We start from the raw sequence: 19,492 nt of genomic DNA, 5'->3' as shown, positions 1-19,492 counted from the left end.
GGAAGGCCCCGACTCCGGTCGGGGCCTTCCTGCGTGCCAGGGTCTCTTGGGTGTCTCAGCCGAGCCAGCAGCGGGTGACGACGGCGCCGTCGACCTCGAAGTTGATCCGCCCGCTCCGGAACTCCATCGTGATGACCATGCCCGGCGGCAGGGATCTGACGGTGGTCCAGCCACGGCTGCGGGCGCGCCGTTCGGCGACGTCGGCTGCGAGGCCGACGTACTGTCCGGGGGCGTCGTCGGGCTGGGCGGGCGGGGTCGGTATGGGTGCCATGTCCTTCACCGTAGGCCGCCGGGCGCGAGGACGGAAGCCGGGGCGGGCCGCGGTGACCGGCATCCCCGCATACCCTGCCGGTCACGCTTGTGTCACAGGATCACGACACGTGTGCCGCATGAATCTCGCCACGCGAACACAGCCTGCGGGCATCGGACACACAGTAATCACACAAGCCGGAGAACGATCACGTGCAAGGCCGGAAATCGGACTGGAATACCTTGCGCCGCACGCAGGGAATTTCCGGGCGGAATAGCCACCGTAAATGAACAGGTCGCCGGGAATTCACGCTTCCTTATGGCACCCTTATCCTCTGGTCACAATATTTCGTACCGAAGTGCCGGACTCCCCCCGGCCCCGTCCCGGCGCGGCCCCGCCCCTCCCGGGCTCCCGCGGACTTGCCGCGGCCGCGCTCAGCCCAGGGCCCGGGACAGCCGGTCCCTGAGCACCCGGATCGCGTCCTGGAGCTCCGGAGGATCGACCACCTCGAAGTCGAAGCCCATCATCATCACGTGGATGATCATCACCTCGACCCCGTGCGCCCCGGTGTGCAGCAGACAGGTGTCGGCGTCGACCTCCTCCAGCACCCCCGCCGAGGGAGGGATCCGCTCCGTCGCACGCGCGAACCCCGCCTTCAGCCGGATCACCGCCCGCGTCGGGTACGCCTGGACGGCGACCCCCTCCGAGACATAGGCGGCCAGGTCCTCGGCCGGGCCCTCGCGGGGGACGAATCTCGGGCCGTGCGGCGGAGTGGGGGTGATCCGGTCCGCCCGGAACGTACGCCAGTCGGCCCGGTCCAGGTCCCAGGCGACGAGGTACCAGCGGCGCTCGGTGCACACCAGCCGGTGCGGCTCGACGACGCGCCGGGAGACGGATCCGGAGTGGTCCCGGTACGCGAAGCGCAGCCGTTCGGCGTCCCGGCAGGCCCCGGCGAGCTCGGTCAGCACGCCCGCGTCGGCGACCGGGCCGCCGGGCCCGCGCAGCATCGGCACGGTGAAGGTGTTCAGCGCGTTCACCCGGCGCCGGAGACGGTCCGGCAGCACCTGCTCGAGCTTGGCCAGGGCGCGTACGGAGGTTTCGCCGATGCCCTCGACGCCGTGGCCCGCCGCGGTGCGCAGCCCGACCGCGACGGCGACGGCCTCCTCGTCGTCCAGCAGCAGCGGCGGCAGCCGGGCCCCGGAGCCGAGCTGGTAGCCACCGCCGGTGCCGGGGCTGGCGTTGACCGGGTAGCCCAGTTCCCGCAGCTTGTCGATGTCGCGCCGGACGGTCCGCGGGGTGACCCGGAGCCGGTCGGCGAGATCGGCTCCGGACCATTCGCGGTGGGCCTGGAGCAGCGAGAGCAGACGCAACAGTCGTGCCGAGGTCTCCAACATGGGGCGAGTCTGCCAGGGCTTGCGGACAGCCAGCGTCCGCAAGCCCTGCCCCAGGGGTGGGTTCAGGCGGCCGGTTCGGGTTCGAGCCGTACGCAGAGGTCGTTGTCGGTGGAGTAGCAGGGGGTGGCCCGTACGCCGGCCCCCGCGCCGCGGCCGGGGTAGACGTGGATCTTCTTGCGGTCCCAGATGTCGTCCAGGATGCGGGAGATCCGTACGCCCTCGCCCTCCCCGTCCTCTCCGGCCTCCCCCGGCCCGGGAAGCAGCCAGAGCGTCCACAGCTGCTGGGCCGTGACGGGCCCGTCGGCCAGCCGGTCCAGCGGGAGCGTGAAGGCGAAGGCGCCGTCCTCCCCGCCGCCGGTGACCGGCACCCGCACCACGCTTCCGGCGGCCCCGGGCTGCCGGGCCTCCACCTGCGCGCCGTCCAGGGACCGCGCCCCGTGGAGCCGCCCCCGGACGGTCATCGCGGCCCCGTCGAGGGTCACCGCCCCGGCCTCGGCATGCGGCGCGCGCAGCCAGCAGCGCACCGCGAGCCGCCCGTCGAGCGTCGGGTACGGGATGCGGACCGCGACGCGCCCGGTCCCCGGTGCGAGGTCGACGAGCCTTCGCAGGTCCCTGATCCCCGGCTCGACGGCCACCGCCCCGTCGTCGTCCGCGTCCGCCTCCCGCAGGTGGACGTCCCAGCGGCCCTCCGCGTACTCCGTGTCCGCGGGCAGCACCGCGCGCAGCCGCCCGTCGTCCAGCGGGCCGAGCGGCAGCCGTACGGTCCGGGCGTCCGGGCCCTTGGCGCCGCGCAGCCGGAGCAGTAGTTCGGGCGCTCCGGTGCGCTCGCCGTCGTGGCCGGAGAGGTCGAAGGTGATCCGGCCGTCGGGGGTCACGGTGCAGTCGGCCCGGGGGGCTCGTCGCCCGGCGGTGGTGGTCATGCGGTCTTCCCCTTGCGGATCACGGCGGCTGCCTTGTAGCGCAGGGCGTACGCCCCGTCCAGTACGGTGCCCCTGGCCCGGTGCAGCGCGGTGCTCACCGCACCGTGCGAGCGGTCGCGCGGGCCGCGCGAGGCGAGTTCGGTGAAGAGCCGTTCGTGGCGTTCGGCGATCGTCGCCGGGTCGAACCGCCGCGAGGCCGCCAGTGCGGCCCGGCCCGCGCGGTGGCGTGCCGCGTCGTCCTGGATCAGGCCGAGCAGGGCGTCGGTGACCGCCGCCGTGTCCCCGACGGGGACCAGGCGGCCGTCGGTGCCGTCGTCGATGATCTCGCGGGGGCCGTGCGGGCAGTCGGTGGCGACGACCGGCAGCCCGCAGCGCATCGCCTCGACGATGGTCATCCCGAAGGACTCCCGGTCCGAGGTCACGGCGGCGATCGACCCCTTGGGCCACTCGGCCTCCAGCGGGTTGACCGGGCCCATCAGCAGCACGTGCTCGTGCAGGCCCAGTTCGGCGACGAGATCGAGCAGCGTCTGGCGTTCGTTGCCGGTCGCGTCACCGGCGCCGTAGATGCGCAGCCGCCAGTCCGGACGGACGGCGACCACGTCGGCGAAGGCCCGTACGAGCAGGTCGTACCGCTTGACCTTGTGCAGCCGCCCCGCGGCGATCACCCACTTCCGGTCGCCGTCGGCGGGCGCGACGGCCGGCGCGGGCACGCTGTTGGGGATGGCCTCGATCCGTACGCCGGGCAGCTTGAACCCGGACCGGTAGGCGCGGGCGTCGGCCTCGGTGACCGTGGTGATGGCGTCGAGCAGGGCGTAGCGGTGCCCGATCTCGCGGCGGAGCCGGTAGCCGTGGCTGTCCAGGGTGAGGTGTTCCTGGCCGATCAGGACCGGGCCGCGGCGGGCCTGCCGGGTGATGTGCACATTGAGCCCGGGCCTGGTGCCGACCACGACGTCCGCCTCCAGGGAGCGCAGGTGCTCCGCCACCCGCGCGTCGCTCAGCCTGCTGTACTGCCGGTACCTGCTGTCGCCGCGCGGGAAGACGGTCGCCGGACGGGCGTAGTCGGCGGCGTCGCCGTCGTACGTCGGGCTCTTCTTCCGGAGGTCGACGAGATGGCTCATGCGTACGCCGTCGGGGGCTCCCAGCGCCGGGGTGTCACGGTGGCGGAAGACGGAGACGATCTCGACGTCGTGGTGCCCGGCCAGTTCCCCGGCGAGGTTGAACGTCGTGCGGATCGTGCCCCCGACCCCGTAGGCGTTGTGGAGCAGGAAGGAAATGTGCATGTAACGCCATGTCTCCCGGTTCGGCTGATCAGCAGCGGACTGCACTGGGCAGGACGGCCCGGGCCGGTCGGCGGTTCACTCCGGGAGAGACAAGTTCCAGCCAATTGTAGACTTGTCAACTTTCCGGCTATGTCGTCGTATGGGGGCGCGGGCGCATCGGCGAGTCGACCACGACGGCCGCGCCTCACTCACATCAGAACGGGACGAAAGGGTACTAAATATCCATCCGGGTCCGGAGATTCACCCTCCGAGCCGGTTGGTTCGATTACGTTCCCCTTCACGCGTGACCCCGGCCGTGGATCTCCCGTTGTCATATCCATGAGCCGGGAACCGCCCGGCACACGCACCGAGTTCGAGGAGCCACCCGTGCCGCGCATGCTCGACGTCAGCGAGGACGTACGCGCCGAGATCGGAGATGCCGAAGCCGACCGGCTACTGACCGGGGACAGCGCCCCGGGCAGCTACGACTGCACCTCGTGCCGCACCGCAGGCAACTCCGAGCAGGAACGCACCAGCACGGTGCTCTTCGTCGGTGACGAGACCGCGGTCCTCGCCTTCGCCCACGCGACCTGCATCCCCTCCCAGGTCGTCCAGGTCGCCGAGGAGCAGCTGCAGGGCGCCGTACGCAGCATCACCGGCGACGACCACGGCGGCCCGGCACTCCCGCAGGACCTCCCCGGCGGGCAGGCCGTCCTCGGCATCACCAGCGGTCTCGTGCTGATCGACGACGACCTCCACCCGGCCCTCGTCGTCGAGCCGACCGGTGCGATCGCCCGGCCGGGCACGGACGGCAGCCAGGGTGACGAGTTCCTCCAGCTGCTGATCGAGCAGGGTTTCCACTCGGTCCACCGGATGGAGGAGGTGCCCGCCGCGCTGCCCGGCTGGTCGATCCTGCTCGCCATGGGCCAGCTGCACGCCGTGCTCCAGCCGGGCACCGACGGCGGCGCGCCGGTCGCGTGGTGGCAGGCCCACACGCCGCTCCAGGTCACCGAGGGCTGGCGGACGGCGGCCAACAAGACGCAGACCGTCCTGGTCTACGCCGCCCCCGCCGGGGCGATCGGCCCGCAGCCCCGCGAGGACCTGATGCGCGACGCCCTGGACAAGGCCGCGGCCGAGGGGCTGCTGGTCGCCGCCGCGATGCCGCTGGCCGGGACCTGATGGAGCCGGCCGGTCTCCCGCGCCGCCGACGAGCCGCGATTTCTCCGCCGGGCCCGCATCCGACGGAGAACGAGGTCGTTGGCAGGTACGTGCACTCATACGACTCCGCCCATCAGCGCCCGAGCCCGATTCCAGCCATGCGGCCCTCGCAGGATCCTTCGGGCGGTCCGTCCCAGACCCCGATCTACGACGCGCTGTACTCCGAGTACCGGCGGTCGTTCCGGGCGCTGCCGGGCGATCGGAGTGGTGAGGAGAATCTCGGATTCATGGCCTTCGGCCTCGGACTCTTCGGGAGCCGTCTCCCGGTGGGCGGCTATTCCGGCCACTCCGCCGGATTCTCCACCGGGCTCTCCGTGACCGGCGGGGCCGGTGGCAACGGTGGAGTCGGAGGGATCGGCGGAGCCGGTGGGATCGGCGGCGGCGGTCCGGGCGTCCAGAGCACCGGTCCCGGCGCCTGGCAGCGGGTGGGGCGGCACTCCGGGCGCGGCCGTCCGGCCGCCCTGCCGCCGGGTTCGCGGGGTGTCTGATCCCCCGGCCGTGATCCCGCGCAGCCCGGCTCCACGGACCGTGGTCGCATGACGGAGCCCCGGGCCGCCCTCTCGTACGAGGCGCGGACCGGGGCTCCGTCATGGGCCCGGAGGTGTTACTTCTTGCGGCCGCGCTTCTCGCGGACCCGCACGGAGATGTGGATCGGGGTGCCCTCGAAGCCGAACTCCTCGCGCAGCCGGCGCTCGACGAACCGGCGGTAGCCGTGCTCCAGGAAGCCGGAGGCGAACAGCACGAAGCGAGGCGGCTTGGTGCCCGCCTGGGTGCCGAAGAGGATCCGGGGCTGCTTGCCACCGCGGACGGGGTGCGGGTGGGAGGCGACGATCTCACCGAGGAAGGCGTTCAGCCGGCCGGTGGGGACGCGGGTCTCCCAGCCTGCCAGGGCGGTCTCGATCGCCGGGACGAGCTTCTCCATGTGCCGGCCGGTGGAGGCGGAGACGTTGACCCGGGGGGCCCACGCGACCTGCGCGAGCTCCGTCTCGATCTCGCGCTCCAGGTAGTAGCGGCGCTCCTCGTCGAGCTTGTCCCACTTGTTGTAGGCGATCACCAGGGCGCGCCCGGCCTCCACGGCCATGGTGATGATCCGCTGGTCCTGGACGCTGACCGTTTCGGACGCGTCGATCAGGATGACGGCGACCTCGGCCTTCTCCACGGCGGCGGCGGTGCGCAGCGAGGCGTAGTAGTCCGCGCCCTCCTGGAGGTGGACCCGGCGGCGGATACCGGCCGTGTCGATGAACTTCCAGGTGATGCCGCCGAGCTCGATCAGCTCGTCGACCGGGTCGCGGGTGGTGCCCGCGAGCTCGTTGACGACGACGCGGTCCTCGTTGGCCACCTTGTTCAGCAGCGAGGACTTGCCGACGTTGGGGCGGCCGATGAGCGCGATCCGGCGGGGGCCGCCGACCAGGTTGCCGAAGCGCTGCGCCGGGGCCTCAGGAAGCGCTTCGAGCACGGCGTCGAGCAGGTCGCCGGTGCCGCGGCCGTGCAGTGAGGAGACCGGGTGCGGCTCGCCGAGACCCAGCGACCACAGTGCGGTGGCGTCCGCCTCGCCGCTCTGCCCGTCCACCTTGTTGGCGCACAGCACGACGGGCTTTCCGGCCCGGCGCAGCAGCTTGACGACGGCCTCGTCGGTGTCGGTCGCGCCGACGGTCGAGTCGACCACGAAGACGACCGCGTCGGACGCCTCGATCGCGTACTCCGCCTGGGCGGCGACGGAGGCGTCGATGCCCAGCACGTCCTGCTCCCAGCCGCCGGTGTCGACGACCTTGAAGCGGCGGCCAGCCCACTCCGCCTCGTAGGTGACGCGGTCGCGGGTGACGCCGGGCTTGTCCTCCACGACGGCCTCGCGACGGCCGATGATCCGGTTCACCAGGGTCGACTTGCCGACATTGGGACGGCCGACGACGGCGAGCACGGGCAGCGGCCCGTGGCCGGCCTCGTCGATGGCTCCCTCGACCTCTTCGAGGTCGAAGCCCTCCTCCGCGGCGAGCTCCATGAACTCCGCGTACTCGGCGTCGCCAAGTGCTCCGTGCTCGTGGTCCGAGCCGCCGGAGTGAATCTGGTCGTTCATGAAGTCCGTTCCTCTTTGCATCATCGATGGGCCGCGTACAGACGGCCCACTACTCAAGTCTTACTTAACGCCCGGTGAAGCGCCTGGCCTCGTCCAGATGGGCGGTCAGCCGCCCCTGGATCCGTACCGTCGCCTCGTCCAGCGCCTTGCGCGTACGCCGCCCGCTGCCGTCACCGGCCTCGAAGGCGTCCCCGAAGACGACGTCGACCCGGCTGCGCAGCGGCGGCAGCGCCGATATCAGCCGTCCGCGCCGCTCGGTGCTTCCCAGGACCGCCACGGGCACGATCGGCGCCCCGCTGCGTACCGCGAAGTACGCGAGCCCGGCCCGCAGGGAGGCGAAGTCGCCCTCGCCCCTGGTTCCCTCGGGGAAGATCCCGAGGACGCCGCCGGCCTCCAGCACCCCGAGGGCGTGGGTGACGGCGGTCCGGTCGGCGGTCGTACGGTCCACCTTCAGCTGGCCGATTCCGCGCAGGAAGGGGTCCAGGGGGCCGACGAACGCCTCTTTCTTGATCAGGAAGTGGACGGGCCGGGGCGCGGTGCCCATCAGCATCGGACCGTCGATGTTGTGCGCGTGGTTCACCGCGAGTATGACGGGCCCGGAGGCGGGGACCCGCCACGCGCCGAGGACACGGGGCTTCCACAGCCCGTACATCAGCCCGATGCCGATGCCGCGCCCGACCACCGCGCCGCGCGGCGAGGGCGGCGGCGAGCCCTTGGTGGCTCCGGTCACCGCGAGGCCCGCTTCTCCTCGACGAGGGTGACGACGCACTCGATGACCTGCTGAAGGGTCAGCTCGGTGGTGTCCACCTCCACGGCGTCGCCCGCCTTGGCCAGCGGGGAGGTCTTGCGGCCGGAGTCGGCCGCGTCCCGCTTGATCAGCGCCTCCTTGGTGGCGGCGAGGTCCGAACCCCTGACCTCGGCGCTGCGCCGGGCGGCGCGGGCCTCCGGGGAGGCGGTGAGGAAGATCTTCAGGTCGGCGTCGGGCAGGACCGTGGTGCCGATGTCCCGGCCCTCGACCACGATGCCCCGCCCGGCCGAGGCCGCGATGGTGCGCTGGAGCTCGGTGATCCGGGTGCGCACCTCGGGGACCGCGCTGACGGCGCTGACCTTGGAGGTGACCTCCTGGGTACGGATCGGGCCCGAGGCGTCCTCGCCGTCGACGGTGATCGTGGGGGCGGCCGGGTCCGTGCCGGAGACGATGACCGGCTTGGCGGCGGCGGTCGCCACCTCCGTCGCGTCCTGCACGTCGATGCCGTTGTTCAGCATCCACCAGGTGATCGCCCGGTACTGGGCGCCGGTGTCCAGGTAGCTCAGGCCGAGCTGCGCGGCGACGGCCTTGGACGTGCTCGACTTGCCGGTGCCGGAGGGCCCGTCGATGGCTACGATCACTGCGGCCGGAGCCGTACGGGTTTCCACGGTGGTGGACACCTTCCTGATAACACGGGGCGTGCTGGACGGGGGCGCGTGTGTACCCGCCCCCGCACAAGGTTACCGAGTGCCGGGACGGGTCCGTTCACCCCTGTGGACAACCGGCGCCCGGTGCCCGCCGCTACTGCCGTATCGACCAGCCGCGCTCGCGCAGCGCGGCGCTCAGCTCGGGGGCCGCGCTCGGCTCGACCATCAGCTGCACCAGACCGGCCTGCTGCCCGGTGGCGTGCTCGATGCGCACGTCCTCGACGTTGACCCCGGCCCGCCCGGCGTCGGCGAAGATCCCGGCCAGCTCGCCCGGCCGGTCGCTGATGAGCACGGAGACCATCTCGTACGCGGTGGGCGCGGTGCCGTGCTTGCCGGGCACCCTGACCCGGCCCGCGTTGCCGCGCCGCAGGACGTCCTCGATGCCCTCGGTGCCCGCGCGGCGCCGGTCGTCGTCGCCGGACTCCAGGCCGCGCAGCGCCCGTACGGTCTCCTCCAGGTCGGCGGCGACCCCGGCCAGCACGTCGGCGACCGGGCCGGGGTTGGCGGCGAGGATCTCCACCCACATCCGGGGGTCCGAGGCGGCGATCCGGGTGACGTCCCGGATGCCCTGGCCGCAGAGGCGTACGGCGGTCTCGTCGGCCTCCTCCAGGCGGGCGGCGACCATCGACGAGATCAGCTGCGGGGTGTGGGAGACCAGGGCGACGGCCCGGTCGTGCGCGTCGGCGTCCATCACGACCGGGACCGCCCGGCAGAGCGCGACCAGCTCCAGGGCCAGGTTGAGGACCTCGGTGTCGGTGTCCCGGGTCGGCGTGAGGACCCAGGGCCGCCCCTCGAACAGGTCCGCGCTGGCGGCGAGCGGGCCCGAGCGCTCCTTGCCCGCCATGGGGTGCGTGCCGATGTACCGCGTGAGGTCGAGGCCGAGGGCCTCCAGCTCGCGGCGGGGGCCGCCCTTCACGCTGGCGACGTCCAGGTAGCCGCGGGCCACGCCGTCCCGGACGGCGGCGGCGAGGACCGGGGCCACATGGGCGGGCGGCACGGCGATGATCGCCAGGTCCACCCGGTCCTCGGGCGGCTCGTCCGTGCCCGCGCCGAGGGCGGCCGCAGTGCGGGCCGACTGGGGGTCGTGGTCGCGGAGGTGGACCTGGATGCCGCGCCCGGCGAGGGCGAGGGCTGCGGAAGTGCCGACGAGGCCCGTTCCGATGACGACGGCGGTTCTCACTGGGCGATGTCCTTGCGGAGTGCGGCGGTGGCGCCGAGGTACACGTGGGCGATCTCGGACTTGGAAAGGTAGGTCTCGACATGCGCGAGGACCCGCACCACACGGGGCATCGCCCCCGTGATGTCCAGCTCCTGGGCGCAGATCAGCGGTACGTCGACGATACCGAGCCCGCGCGCCGCGGCGGCCGGGAAGTCGCTGTGCAGGTCGGGGGTGGCGGTGAACCAGATGCTGATCAGGTCGTCCGCGACGAGCCGGTTGCGCTCCAGGACGGCGGTGAGCAGGGCGCCGACCCGCCCCGCCATGTGCCCGGGTTCGTCCCGGTCCAGCTGGACGGCACCGCGGACCGCTCGTACCACCACGGGGTGCTCCTCGGTCGTTCGTACCGGCGCGGGGGCTGCCCGGCCGCGTGATCGTTCACCGGTCAGCCTAAGGGCTGTCCGTAATCCCCGGTGCAAGCCGTTTTCGCTCCCGTACGCTCACCGGCATGATCGTTCCCGGCCCCGAGGCCCTCGTCCGCGACCACACGGTCTACTCCTGTGTGATGGGCTCACGCGCCTTCGGGCTCGCCACCGAGGAGAGCGACACCGACCGGCGCGGGGTGTTCCTCGCGCCGACCCCGCTGTTCTGGCGGTTCGAGAAGCCGCCGACGCATGTCGACGGCCCGGCTCCGGAGCAGTTCTCCTGGGAGCTGGAGCGCTTCTGCGAACTGGCGCTGCGCGCCAACCCCAATGTGCTGGAGTGCCTGCACTCGCCGCTGGTGGAACACGCCGACGCCGTGGGCCGCGAGCTCCTCGCCCTGCGCGGCGCCTTCCTCTCCCGGCGGGCCCACCGGTCCTTCGTACGGTACGCCGCGAGCCAGCGCGGAAAGCTGGAGGCGGACGTACGGCAGTACGGGGCACCGCGCTGGAAGCACGCCATGCATCTGCTGCGCCTGCTGGCCTCCGGGCTGGACCTGCTGCGCACCGGCGAGCTCGTGATCGAGGTGGGTGCGGCCCGCGAGGAGCTGCTGGCCGTGAAACGGGGCGAGGTGCCGTGGCCGGAGGTGGAGCGCCGGATGACCCGCCTCGCCGAGCAGAACGACGAGGCGGCACAGCACTCCCCGCTCCCGCCCGAGCCGGACCGGGCCCGGGTGGAGGACTTCCTGATCCGCACCCGCCGGGCCTCCGCCTCCTGGCCCGACGGTCACTGACCGGTCCGTGGACCCCCCGCAGGTCCGCGTCCGGGCGTGCGGCTCAGGCGTCCCAGAGCGCCCCCAGCGCCAGCAGGTCGCTGCGGTACTCGATCCGTTCCGCCCATTCCTTGGGCCAGGCTCCCGCGCCCAGGTGGGCTCCGGCGAACGCGCCGGCCAGGCAGGCGAGCGAGTCCGAGTCGCCCCGGGTGCAGGCGGCCCGGCGCAGGGCGGTGACGGGGTCCTCGGGGAAGAGCAGGAAGCAGTGCAGGGCGGTGGCCAGGGCGTCCTCGGCGATCCAGCCGTCGCCGGTCCGCTCGCAGGGGTCGGTCTCCGGGGACGGGTCGCGCAGTGCGTCCTGGACGCGGGCGAGGGCGGTCAGGCACTCCTCCCAGCCCCGCTGGATGTACTGCTCGGGCGAGGAGTCGCCCGCGTAGCGCCACAGGTCGCCGAGCCAGCGCGAGTGGTACCGGTCGCTGTTCTCGTACGCGTAGGAACGCAGCTGTCCGACCAGGCCGGCCGGTTCGGCGCCCTGGGCCAGCAGGTACACGGCGCGGGCGGTCAGGTCGGAGGCGGCGAGCGCGGTCGGGTGGCCGTGGGTGAGGGCGGCCTGCAACTGGGCCGCCCCGGAACGCTGTTCGTCGCTCAGGCCGGGTACGAGTCCGACCGGGGCGACCCGCATGTTGGCACCGCAGCCCTTGGAACCGGTCTGGCTGGCCTCCTGCCAGAGCCGGTCGCTGTCGAGCAGCCGGCAGGCGGTCATGCAGGTGCGGCCGGGGGCGCGGTTGTTGTCGGGCGAGTGGTACCAGTCGACGAACTCCTCGCGCACCGGCCGGGTCAGCCGCGGCCCGGTGAGCAGGCCCCGGTCCATGGCGGTGCGGATGCCGCGGGCCAGGGCCAGCGTCATCTGGGTGTCGTCGGTGACGTAGGCGGGCTTCGGCAGCCGCATGGTGCGCCACGGCCCGCACTTGGCGAGGATCGACGGCACGTTGTTGAACTCGGTCGGGAAGCCCAGCGCGTCGCCGAGCGCCAGCCCGGTGAGCGCACCGGTGGCGGCCTGTTTGGTCATGGTCCTGGTCACGATCACGTGCTTCTTCCTTCCGGTCTCAGCAGTGGCGGGTGCAGCGTGGTGGCAACACCCGCCCGGTAGAGCGCGGCCGGCTTTCCCCGTCCGCCGGTGCGGCGCGGGGCCCCTTCCACGGCCTGGACGAAGCCGGGCGTGGTGAGGACCTTGCGCCGGAAGTTCGGTCGGTCCAGCTCGACGCCCCAGACCGTCTCGTACACCTGCTGGAGCTCCCCCAGGGTGAATTCGGGCGGGCAGAAGGCGGTGGCCAGACAGCTGTACTCGAGCCTGGCGCCGATCCGGTCGTGGGCGTCGGCGAGGATGCGGTCGTGGTCGAAGGCGAGCGGGCCGGGGGCGGTGGTGTCCCACCACCGGGCGCTGGCCGCGTCGCCGCCGCCGCGCGGCTCGGGCAGATCGGGTACGAGGGCGGCGTAGGCGACCGAGACGACCCGCATCCTGGGGTCGCGGTCCGGTTCGCTGTAGGTGCGCAGCTGTTCCAGGTGGAAGGCGCTGACGGCGTTCTCGGTCAGCCCGGTCTCCTCGGCGAGTTCGCGACGGGCGGCGGACTCGGCGGACTCGCGGGGCAGGACGAAGCCGCCGGGCAGCGCCCAGCACCCCTTGTACGGTTCCTCGCCGCGTTCGACGAGCAGGACGTGCAGCCGGCTGCCGCGGACCGTGAAGACGGCGAGGTCGACGGTGACCGCGAAGGGTTCGAAGGCGCGCGGGTCGTAGCCCTCGGGGGCGCGGGCGTTCATCGGTTCTCCGGCAGCGGCGGGGCGAACCGCCAGCTGCCGGCGAGCAGCGCGTCGACGGCATCGACGGCGGCGGCGAGACGTTCGCCACGGGTACCGGTGATGTCGATGAACCGCCTGCCGGTACGGGTGAGTTCGGCCCGGAAGCGGTCGGTCATCCAGGGCCGCAGCTCCTCGCCGTCGCGCAGCCCGTCGTCCTCGAAGGGGACGCCCTCGTGGTCGGTGAGCAGCCACAGGTGGTGGCGGACGCGGTCGGCGGTCCGCTCGACGAGCGGGTTGCGCCCGCCGACGTACCGCTCGTGCCAGACGGTGGTGGCGAAGGAATCGGTATCGCAGAAGAGGACCGGGGAGCCGGTCCGGGCCGCCGCCTCCTCCCGGGCGTTCTGGACCTCGGCGATCAGCGGGAAGTCGTCGGTGGTGAAGACGACGTCCTCCCACTGGGCGCCGGGGTGACGGGCGCGCAGCGCGGCCAGTTTCCGTTCGCTGAACTCCCGCCCGTACTCGTCGACGCAGGCGGTCCGTGCCCAGATCCCGCCGCGGGCGCGGTAGTGCCGGGCGAGGTCGCCGGCCAGGGTCGTGGTGCCGGTGGACTCGGCGCCGAGCACGACGACCCGGCGGGCGAGGGCGGCCCGTACGGGCGGCTCCAGGAAGTCCCAGCAGCCGGCCGGGTCCTCGCGGACGGCGGTGCCGGAGACCGGGAAGAGGGTGCGGCCGGGGTCCACGCAGACGGACTCGGCGCCGAACCGGCGGCCCAGCTCCTCCCCGTACGTCTCCGAGGTGAAGACGGCGTCCACCGGCTCGGGCACGGCGGCGGTGAAGACGGCCATGTGCGCGTCCCAGATCGCCGGGTCGTGGACGTCCATCCGGATGTCGTCCACGGCGCCGACGACCGTCACGTCCGGGTGCGCCTCGCGCATCCAGGACACCCGGTCGGCGAGCGGCACGGATTCGACGGAGGCGGCGCAGACCAGGACGGTCAGCCGGTCGCAGCGGTCGCGCGCGGTGCGTACGAGGTGGTGGTGGCCCGCGTGCGGCGGGTAGAACTTGCCGAGGACCAGCCCGTGTCCGAAGCGCTTCATGCCGTCGCCCCCACCGTTTCGCGCCGCTCCCCGGCCAGGTCGCGGCGCCAGTTGCGCAGACCGATCAGGCAGAGCGTCAGGAAGCCGCAGTACAGCAGCGAGGTCAGGTAGAGCTCCTTGTACGCGTACAGCGGGACGTACACCACGTCGGCGGCGATCCAGAGCCACCAGGACTCCACGAGCTTGCGGCACTGCCCGTACGTCGCGGTCAGGGACAGCGCGGTCGTCAGGGCGTCCCAGAAGGGCACGGTCGAGTCGGTGGCGCGGGCCAGCAGGGCGGTCAGGACGAGGGCCCCCACCGCCCCCGCCGCGAGCAGCCAGGTCCATTCGGTACGCGTGGTGCGGCGCACCGGCAGGTCGGGTGAGCCCGGTCCACCCCCGTGGGTCCAGGTCCACCACCCGTACGCGGCGAGGGCGATGAAGACGATCTGGAGGCCGGCGTCGGCGTAGAGGCCGGACTGTGTGAACAGCAGGATGAAGAAGACGTTGTTGGCGATGCCGATCGGCCAGTTGGCGAGGTGCTGGCGCGCCACGAGCCACACGCAGAGCGCCCCGCTGCCGAAGCCGAGCACCTCGGTCCAGCTGACCGGGGTGCCGAGCACCGTCACCAGGGGTTGCTGCAGGGGATCGAGGTACTCCGCGAGACTCACGCCCGCCTCCTTCTTAATAGTCATACTGACTATAAAGGGGTGAGGGGGCGCGAGAAAAGACCCGCGGCCGGTTCCTGTCCGGATTTCGGAGACAGGAACCGGGCGCGGGTCGTGGCGCGGTCGGCGCGGAGGCTACAGACCGACCTCGCGCATCAGCATCCCCACCTCGGTGTTGGTGAGGCGGCGCAGCCAGCCGGACTTCTGGTCGCCCAGCGGAATCGGCCCGAAGGAGGTGCGGACGAGCCGCTCGACCGGGAAGCCCGCCTCGGCGAGCATCCGTCGGACGATGTGCTTGCGGCCCTCGTGGAGGGTGACCTCGACCAGGTAGTTCTTCCCGGTGTTCTCGACGACCCGGAAGTGGTCGGCGCGGGCGTACCCGTCCTCCAGCTGGATGCCGTCCTTGAGCCGCTTGCCCAGGTCGCGCGGGAGCGGGCCCTGGATGGCGGCCAGGTAGGTCTTCTTCACCCCGTACTTGGGGTGGGTCAGGCGGTGGGCCAGCTCACCGTGGTTGGTGAGCAGGATGATGCCCTCGGTCTCGGTGTCCAGCCGGCCGACATGGAAGAGCCGCGTCTCCCGGTTGGTGACGTAGTCGCCCAGGCACTGGCGGCCGTCCGGGTCCTCCATCGAGGAGACGACACCGGCCGGCTTGTTCAGCGCGAAGAACAGGTAGGACTGGGCGGCGACGGTCAGGCCGTCGACCTTGATCTCGTCCTTGTGCACGTCGACGCGCATGCCCTGCTCGACCACGATCTCGCCGTTGACCTCGACGCGGGCCTGGTCGATCAGCTCCTCGCACGCGCGGCGCGAGCCCATGCCGGCCCGGGCGAGGACCTTCTGCAGCCGCTCGCCCTCCTGCTCGGCGCCGGGGTGCGTCCTGGGCGTGCTGATCTCGGGCTTGTTCGCGTACCGGTCCCGGTTGCGCTGCTCGATCTTGGCGTCGAGCTCGCGCGGACGGGACGGGGCGCCCTGGCGCCGCTGGCCGCCGCCACCGCCGCGGACGCCGCCCGACTGCGGGGTCCGCGGGCCGCCCTTGGCGCCGCCCCGGGCCGCGGAGCCGCGGCCCTTGCGGGGGCCGTCGCCGCCCTGCTCGCCGGAGCCCACGTCGTAGCGGCGCTCCTCGGGCCGGGGGCGGCGGGGGCGCTGCTCCTGCCTGCCGTCGCGTCCGGCGCCCGCGCCGCGGGGGTTCCGGCCGCTGCCGCCGCCGCTGCCGCCACTCCGGCCGCCGCTGCTGCCGCCGCTCCGGCCGCCGCTCCGGCCGCCGCCGCTGCTGCCGCTTCCGCTGTTCCTGCCACTGCTTCGCATCAAAATTCCGTCTTGTCGTCTGCGTGGGTATCCGGGGTGTCCGGGGCGTCCGGATCGAACGACGGCACACCCTCTAGCGTCTCAGCCTCGATCGCGTCCGCCTCGGGGAGGAAGGGCGCGAGCTCCGGGAGCTCATCCAGGCCACGCAGGCCCATCCGCTCCAGAAAGTAGTTCGTCGTCCTGTACAGGATCGCACCTGTTTCGGGTTCCGTGCCCGCCTCCTGCACCAGACCCCGCTGGAGCAGGGTCCGCATGACCCCGTCGCAGTTCACTCCGCGGACCGCGGAGACCCGGGAACGGCTGACCGGCTGGCGGTAGGCGACCACCGCGAGGGTCTCCAGCGCCGCCTGGGTCAGCCGGGCCTGCTGGCCGTCCAGGACGAAGCGTTCGACGGCCGCCGCGTACGCGGGCCGGGTGTAGAAGCGCCAGCCTCCCGCGACCAGCCGCAGCTCGAAGCCCCGGCGCTGCACGGTGTACTCGTCGGCCAGCTCGCGCAGCGCGTCGGTGACGGCCCGGCGGGGCCGCTCCAGCACCTTGGCGAGGTGCTCCTCGGTGGCCGGCTCGTCGACGACCATGAGGACGGCCTCCAGCGCGGGCTTGAGGTCGAGGTCCGCGACGGCGGGGCCGTCCGTCTCCTGCCGGTTCATGTCTTCCCGTCCTCCTCCGTGCCGCGCGCCTCGCTGTCGAACTCGTCCGTGACCACCGGCCCGGCCCCCTCTCCCCCGGCCCAGCGCACCAGCAGCTCCCCGAGCGCCTCGGCCTGGTCGAGCGCGACGGCCTTCTCCCGGTACAGCTCCAGCAGCGCCAGGAACCGGGCGACGACGGTGAGGGTGTCCGGGGCGTCCTCGGTGAGCGTACGGAAACTGGCCTCGCCCGCCTCGCGCAGCCGCGCCACCACGATCCCGGCCTGTTCCCGCACGCTGACCAGCGGCGCGTGGATGTGGTCGACGTACACCCGGGGCGGGGCCTTCGGCTGCATCGCCTTCACGGCCAGCTCGGCGAACCGCTCGGGACCGATGCCGATCACGACCTCGGGCAGCAGCTCGGCGTGGTGCGGCTCCAGCCCGACGGTACGGGGGAAGCGCCGCTCCTCCGAGGCCAGCCGCTCGCCGAGGATCTCCGCGATCCGCTTGTACGCGCGGTACTGGAGCAGCCGGGCGAAGAGCAGGTCCCGGGCCTCGAGCAGGGCCAGGTCCGCCTCGTCCTCCACCTCGGCGGCGGGCAGCAGCCGGGCGGCCTTCAGGTCGAGCAGGGTGGCGGCGACGACCAGGAACTCGGTGGCCTGGCCCAGGTCCCAGTCGGGGCCCATCGCGCGGATGTGCGCCATGAACTCGTCGGTGACCTTCGACAGTGCGACCTCGGTCACATCCAGCTTGTGCCGGGCGATGAGCTGGAGGAGCAGGTCGAACGGCCCCTCGAAGTTCGCCAGCCGGACGGTGAACCGCCCGTCGTCGCCGTGCTCGCCGCTCCTGCCGGACGCGGGCGGCTCCGTCACCGGCCCGGGGGTGTCCGGTCCGTCGGGCGCGCCCTGCCCGTTCGTCGTATCCGGTTCGCCGGGCGTGTCCGCGGCGGCCGGCTCCGGCGCCGCCGGGCCGCCCGGACCGCGCCCCAGAGGGCGGCGGCGGGTGCGGGCGGGCTCGTCGGTCGTCGGCATGAGGGTCCAGGGGCAAGCGGGATACGGGCGTCGGGCCGTGGCCCGTACAGGAGGGGTCGCGCCGTTCGTCCGGCGGCCGCCCCCGGGCAGGCTACCGGCGCCGTGCCCGTCAGCGGCCGCGCAGCCGCCGCACGAGGATGCTCGCGTCGCCCCGCGACTCCAGGTCGGCGAGGACCACCGCGACCGCCTCGCGGACGATCCGCCCGCGGTCGACGGCCAGCCCGTGCTCCCCGCGCAGCACCAGGCGGGCGTGCTCGAGGTCCATCAGTTCCTCGGCCGAGACATAGACCGTGATCTTCTCGTCGTGCCGCTCGCGGCCGCTGGGACGGCGGTTCGAGCCGCGCCCGCTCCCGCTCCCGTTTCCGCTGCCGCGCCTGCGCTGCGGCTGGACGGCGGGGGCCGCCTCCTGGGCGGCGGCGGGCGGCGCGGCCGCGGGAGCCTGCCGCTGGGCGTCGCGCCCGGCAGCCGCGAGCCGGTCGTCGTCACCGCCGCGGCTGCGCGACTCCCCCGCGTCGGCCCCGGCCGCGGAGTGCTCCTCGCGCGGGGTTCCGCCGGCGGCACCGTCCGGGTCCGTCCCGGTGCCGTCCGCCGCGGCATCGCCCTCCCCCGCCGGAGCGGGCACCCGGGCCTCGCTGTTCGCCTTGCGCCGCCGCTCCACGGGCGAGGAGGCCTGGAGCCCCATCCCTCCGGTGGTACGGAACAGTTCGTCGGCCCCGGGCAGACTCACTCGGCGTGACACCGGGCGAGCACCTCCCTGGCGAGCTGGCGATAGGCGGCGGCACCGACCGAGTTGGAGGCGTACGTGGTGATGGGCTCACCGGCGACGGTGGTCTCCGGGAAACGCACGGTGCGCCCGATGACCGTGTGGTAGACGTGGTCGTCAAACGCCTCGACGACGCGCGCGAGGACCTCGCGGCTGTGCACCGTACGGGAGTCGTACATCGTGGCGAGGATGCCGTCGAGCTCCAGATCGGGGTTGAGCCGCTCCTGGACCTTCTCGATGGTCTCGGTGAGCAGCGCCACCCCGCGCAGGGCGAAGAACTCGCACTCGAGCGGCACTATGACCTTGTGAGCGGCCGTCAGGGCGTTCACCGTGAGCAGGCCCAGCGAGGGCTGACAGTCGATCACGATGTAGTCGTAGTCGGCCAGCAGCGGCTTCAGGGCGCGCTGGAGCGTGGACTCCCGGGCGACCTCGCTCACCAGCTGCACCTCGGCGGCCGAGAGGTCGATGTTGCTGGGCAGCAGGTCCATGTTGGGGACCGCGGTCTTCAGCAGGACCTCGTCGGCCGACATGCCCCGCTCCATGAGCAGGTTGTAGACCGTGAGGTCGAGCTCCATCGGGTTGACGCCGAGTCCGACGGACAGGGCTCCCTGCGGGTCGAAGTCGACGAGCAGCACGCGCCGCCCGTACTCCGCGAGCGCGGCACCCAGGTTGATGGTCGACGTGGTCTTGCCGACGCCGCCCTTCTGGTTGCACATCGCGATGATCTTCGCGGGGCCGTGATCGGTCAGCGGGCCCGGGATCGGGAAGTAGGGCAGGGGGCGGCCGGTCGGGCCGATCCGCTCGCGGCGCTGCCGGGCGGCGTCGGGCGCGAGGGTGGCCGCGTACTCCGGATCGGGCTCGTACTCGGCGTCGGGGTCGTAGAAGTGCCCCTGGGGCTCGTCGAAGTCGGCGAAGTGGGCGGTGTCCCGGCCACTCTCGTTGCCGGCCATGGCGTTCACGTGTAGGCCGTCCATCATCTGGGGGGCTGTCGTCATGTGCTGTTGGGTGGCGAAGGTGCGGACAGCGACGGAGCCGACAGCCTCCAGCCCGTTCGGGCTCTGGCCCCGTGCGGGCAGACCTGGATGGACACCCCCGGGAGTAAATGTCGACTCATTCACAAGTCGTCTTACCTCCTTGGATGTGACCAGGAAACTTATCGATAGGTCAGCGTGGCACCATGCCGACGATTGGCGACTCTATGGCGTGTCACCGCTCCGCAGCAACACAATCCGCCGGACCCGGCCCGATGTGTCGGCAATCGAACACCCCGCTGTCAAGGGCATGCGACCACCGGGGTGCACGTTTCCCGGG

General features: G+C 72.7%; 21 protein-coding genes. 3 read left to right on the top strand and 18 right to left on the bottom strand.

The genetic code is table 11. From position 1 onward, the window contains the following. Positions 1-55 precede the first annotated feature (55 nt). The 4 genes from ACFCV8_RS20470 to ACFCV8_RS20455 form a co-directional block, all read right to left on the bottom strand. Positions 56-271 carry an I78 family peptidase inhibitor gene (locus tag ACFCV8_RS20470; protein ID WP_376686796.1) on the bottom strand — a complete coding sequence of 72 codons (216 nt, stop codon included), beginning with the start codon at positions 269-271 and terminating at the stop codon, positions 56-58. 413 nt (positions 272-684) lie between these two features. Next, positions 685-1,644, bottom strand: coding sequence for a helix-turn-helix transcriptional regulator (locus ACFCV8_RS20465; RefSeq protein WP_376686795.1), 960 nt, complete (start codon positions 1,642-1,644; stop codon positions 685-687). Positions 1,645-1,706: 62 nt separating this feature from the next. After that, positions 1,707-2,564, bottom strand: coding sequence for a transferase (locus tag ACFCV8_RS20460; protein ID WP_376686794.1), 858 nt, complete (start codon positions 2,562-2,564; stop codon positions 1,707-1,709). Then, positions 2,561-3,844, bottom strand: coding sequence for a glycosyltransferase (locus ACFCV8_RS20455; RefSeq protein ID WP_376686793.1), 1,284 nt, complete (start codon positions 3,842-3,844; stop codon positions 2,561-2,563). The genes ACFCV8_RS20460 and ACFCV8_RS20455 overlap by 4 nt, the downstream gene beginning before the upstream one ends. A 366-nt stretch (positions 3,845-4,210) precedes the next feature. Between ACFCV8_RS20455 and ACFCV8_RS20450 the strand changes: the two genes are divergently transcribed. Continuing rightward, positions 4,211-5,002, top strand: a complete 792-nt coding sequence (locus tag ACFCV8_RS20450; protein ID WP_376686792.1) for a hypothetical protein — start codon at positions 4,211-4,213, stop codon at positions 5,000-5,002. Between the two features lie 137 nt (positions 5,003-5,139). After that, on the top strand, positions 5,140-5,529 hold the full coding sequence (locus tag ACFCV8_RS20445) for a hypothetical protein (RefSeq protein WP_376686791.1): 390 nt from the start codon (positions 5,140-5,142) through the stop codon (positions 5,527-5,529). 116 nt (positions 5,530-5,645) lie between these two features. Here the strand turns inward: ACFCV8_RS20445 and der are convergent, their stop codons facing one another. From der to aroH, 5 genes are all read right to left on the bottom strand, one after another. Then, a complete protein-coding gene (gene der / locus ACFCV8_RS20440; RefSeq protein WP_376686790.1) occupies positions 5,646-7,115 on the bottom strand; it encodes a ribosome biogenesis GTPase Der in 1,470 nt (489 codons plus the stop codon). A 64-nt stretch (positions 7,116-7,179) separates the two neighbouring features. Next, positions 7,180-7,767, bottom strand: a complete 588-nt coding sequence (locus ACFCV8_RS20435) for a lysophospholipid acyltransferase family protein (RefSeq protein WP_376686803.1) — start codon at positions 7,765-7,767, stop codon at positions 7,180-7,182. A 74-nt stretch (positions 7,768-7,841) separates the two neighbouring features. Next, positions 7,842-8,543, bottom strand: coding sequence for a (d)CMP kinase (gene cmk, locus ACFCV8_RS20430; RefSeq protein WP_376686789.1), 702 nt, complete (start codon positions 8,541-8,543; stop codon positions 7,842-7,844). A 121-nt stretch (positions 8,544-8,664) separates the two neighbouring features. After that, complete coding sequence (locus ACFCV8_RS20425; protein ID WP_376686788.1) at positions 8,665-9,750, bottom strand: prephenate dehydrogenase; 1,086 nt, start codon at positions 9,748-9,750, stop codon at positions 8,665-8,667. Continuing rightward, entirely contained in the window at positions 9,747-10,109 is a 363-nt protein-coding gene (aroH, locus tag ACFCV8_RS20420; protein WP_376686787.1) for a chorismate mutase, read from the bottom strand. The genes ACFCV8_RS20425 and aroH overlap by 4 nt, the downstream gene beginning before the upstream one ends. A gap of 125 nt (positions 10,110-10,234) precedes the next feature. Between aroH and ACFCV8_RS20415 the strand changes: the two genes are divergently transcribed. Then, positions 10,235-10,939 carry a DNA polymerase beta superfamily protein gene (locus ACFCV8_RS20415; protein WP_376686786.1) on the top strand — a complete coding sequence of 235 codons (705 nt, stop codon included), beginning with the start codon at positions 10,235-10,237 and terminating at the stop codon, positions 10,937-10,939. A gap of 43 nt (positions 10,940-10,982) precedes the next feature. On the opposite strand, the gene ACFCV8_RS20410 is transcribed toward ACFCV8_RS20415, so the two are convergent. The 9 genes from ACFCV8_RS20410 to ACFCV8_RS20370 form a co-directional block, all read right to left on the bottom strand. Then, entirely contained in the window at positions 10,983-11,987 is a 1,005-nt protein-coding gene (locus tag ACFCV8_RS20410; protein ID WP_376686802.1) for an ADP-ribosylglycohydrolase family protein, read from the bottom strand. 14 nt (positions 11,988-12,001) lie between these two features. Next, positions 12,002-12,736, bottom strand: a complete 735-nt coding sequence (locus ACFCV8_RS20405) for an NUDIX domain-containing protein (RefSeq protein ID WP_376686785.1) — start codon at positions 12,734-12,736, stop codon at positions 12,002-12,004. Next, positions 12,733-13,812, bottom strand: a complete 1,080-nt coding sequence (locus ACFCV8_RS20400; RefSeq protein WP_376686784.1) for an AAA family ATPase — start codon at positions 13,810-13,812, stop codon at positions 12,733-12,735. The genes ACFCV8_RS20405 and ACFCV8_RS20400 overlap by 4 nt, the downstream gene beginning before the upstream one ends. Next, on the bottom strand, positions 13,809-14,462 hold the full coding sequence (gene pnuC, locus ACFCV8_RS20395) for a nicotinamide riboside transporter PnuC (protein ID WP_376686783.1): 654 nt from the start codon (positions 14,460-14,462) through the stop codon (positions 13,809-13,811). Before pnuC ends, ACFCV8_RS20400 begins: the two co-directional genes overlap by 4 nt. Positions 14,463-14,594: 132 nt before the next feature. Continuing rightward, a complete protein-coding gene (locus ACFCV8_RS20390; protein WP_376686782.1) occupies positions 14,595-15,764 on the bottom strand; it encodes a pseudouridine synthase in 1,170 nt (389 codons plus the stop codon). Further along, positions 15,764-16,411, bottom strand: a complete 648-nt coding sequence (gene scpB / locus ACFCV8_RS20385) for an SMC-Scp complex subunit ScpB (RefSeq protein ID WP_376686781.1) — start codon at positions 16,409-16,411, stop codon at positions 15,764-15,766. Before scpB ends, ACFCV8_RS20390 begins: the two co-directional genes overlap by 1 nt. After that, positions 16,408-17,418 (bottom strand): segregation and condensation protein A, encoded by a 1,011-nt coding sequence (locus ACFCV8_RS20380; protein WP_376686780.1) that lies wholly within the window; start codon positions 17,416-17,418, stop codon positions 16,408-16,410. Before ACFCV8_RS20380 ends, scpB begins: the two co-directional genes overlap by 4 nt. A gap of 109 nt (positions 17,419-17,527) precedes the next feature. After that, positions 17,528-18,145, bottom strand: coding sequence for a hypothetical protein (locus ACFCV8_RS20375; protein WP_376686801.1), 618 nt, complete (start codon positions 18,143-18,145; stop codon positions 17,528-17,530). After that, positions 18,142-19,257, bottom strand: coding sequence for a ParA family protein (locus ACFCV8_RS20370; RefSeq protein ID WP_376686800.1), 1,116 nt, complete (start codon positions 19,255-19,257; stop codon positions 18,142-18,144). Before ACFCV8_RS20370 ends, ACFCV8_RS20375 begins: the two co-directional genes overlap by 4 nt. Positions 19,258-19,492 lie beyond the last annotated feature (235 nt).

Origin of the sequence: Streptomyces sp. NPDC056347, from assembly GCF_042262625.1 — a bacterium.
Lineage (GTDB): Bacteria > Actinomycetota > Actinomycetes > Streptomycetales > Streptomycetaceae > Streptomyces.
The sequence above is the reverse complement of the archived record's forward strand: the minus strand, read 5'-3'. Positions and strand labels throughout refer to the sequence as shown.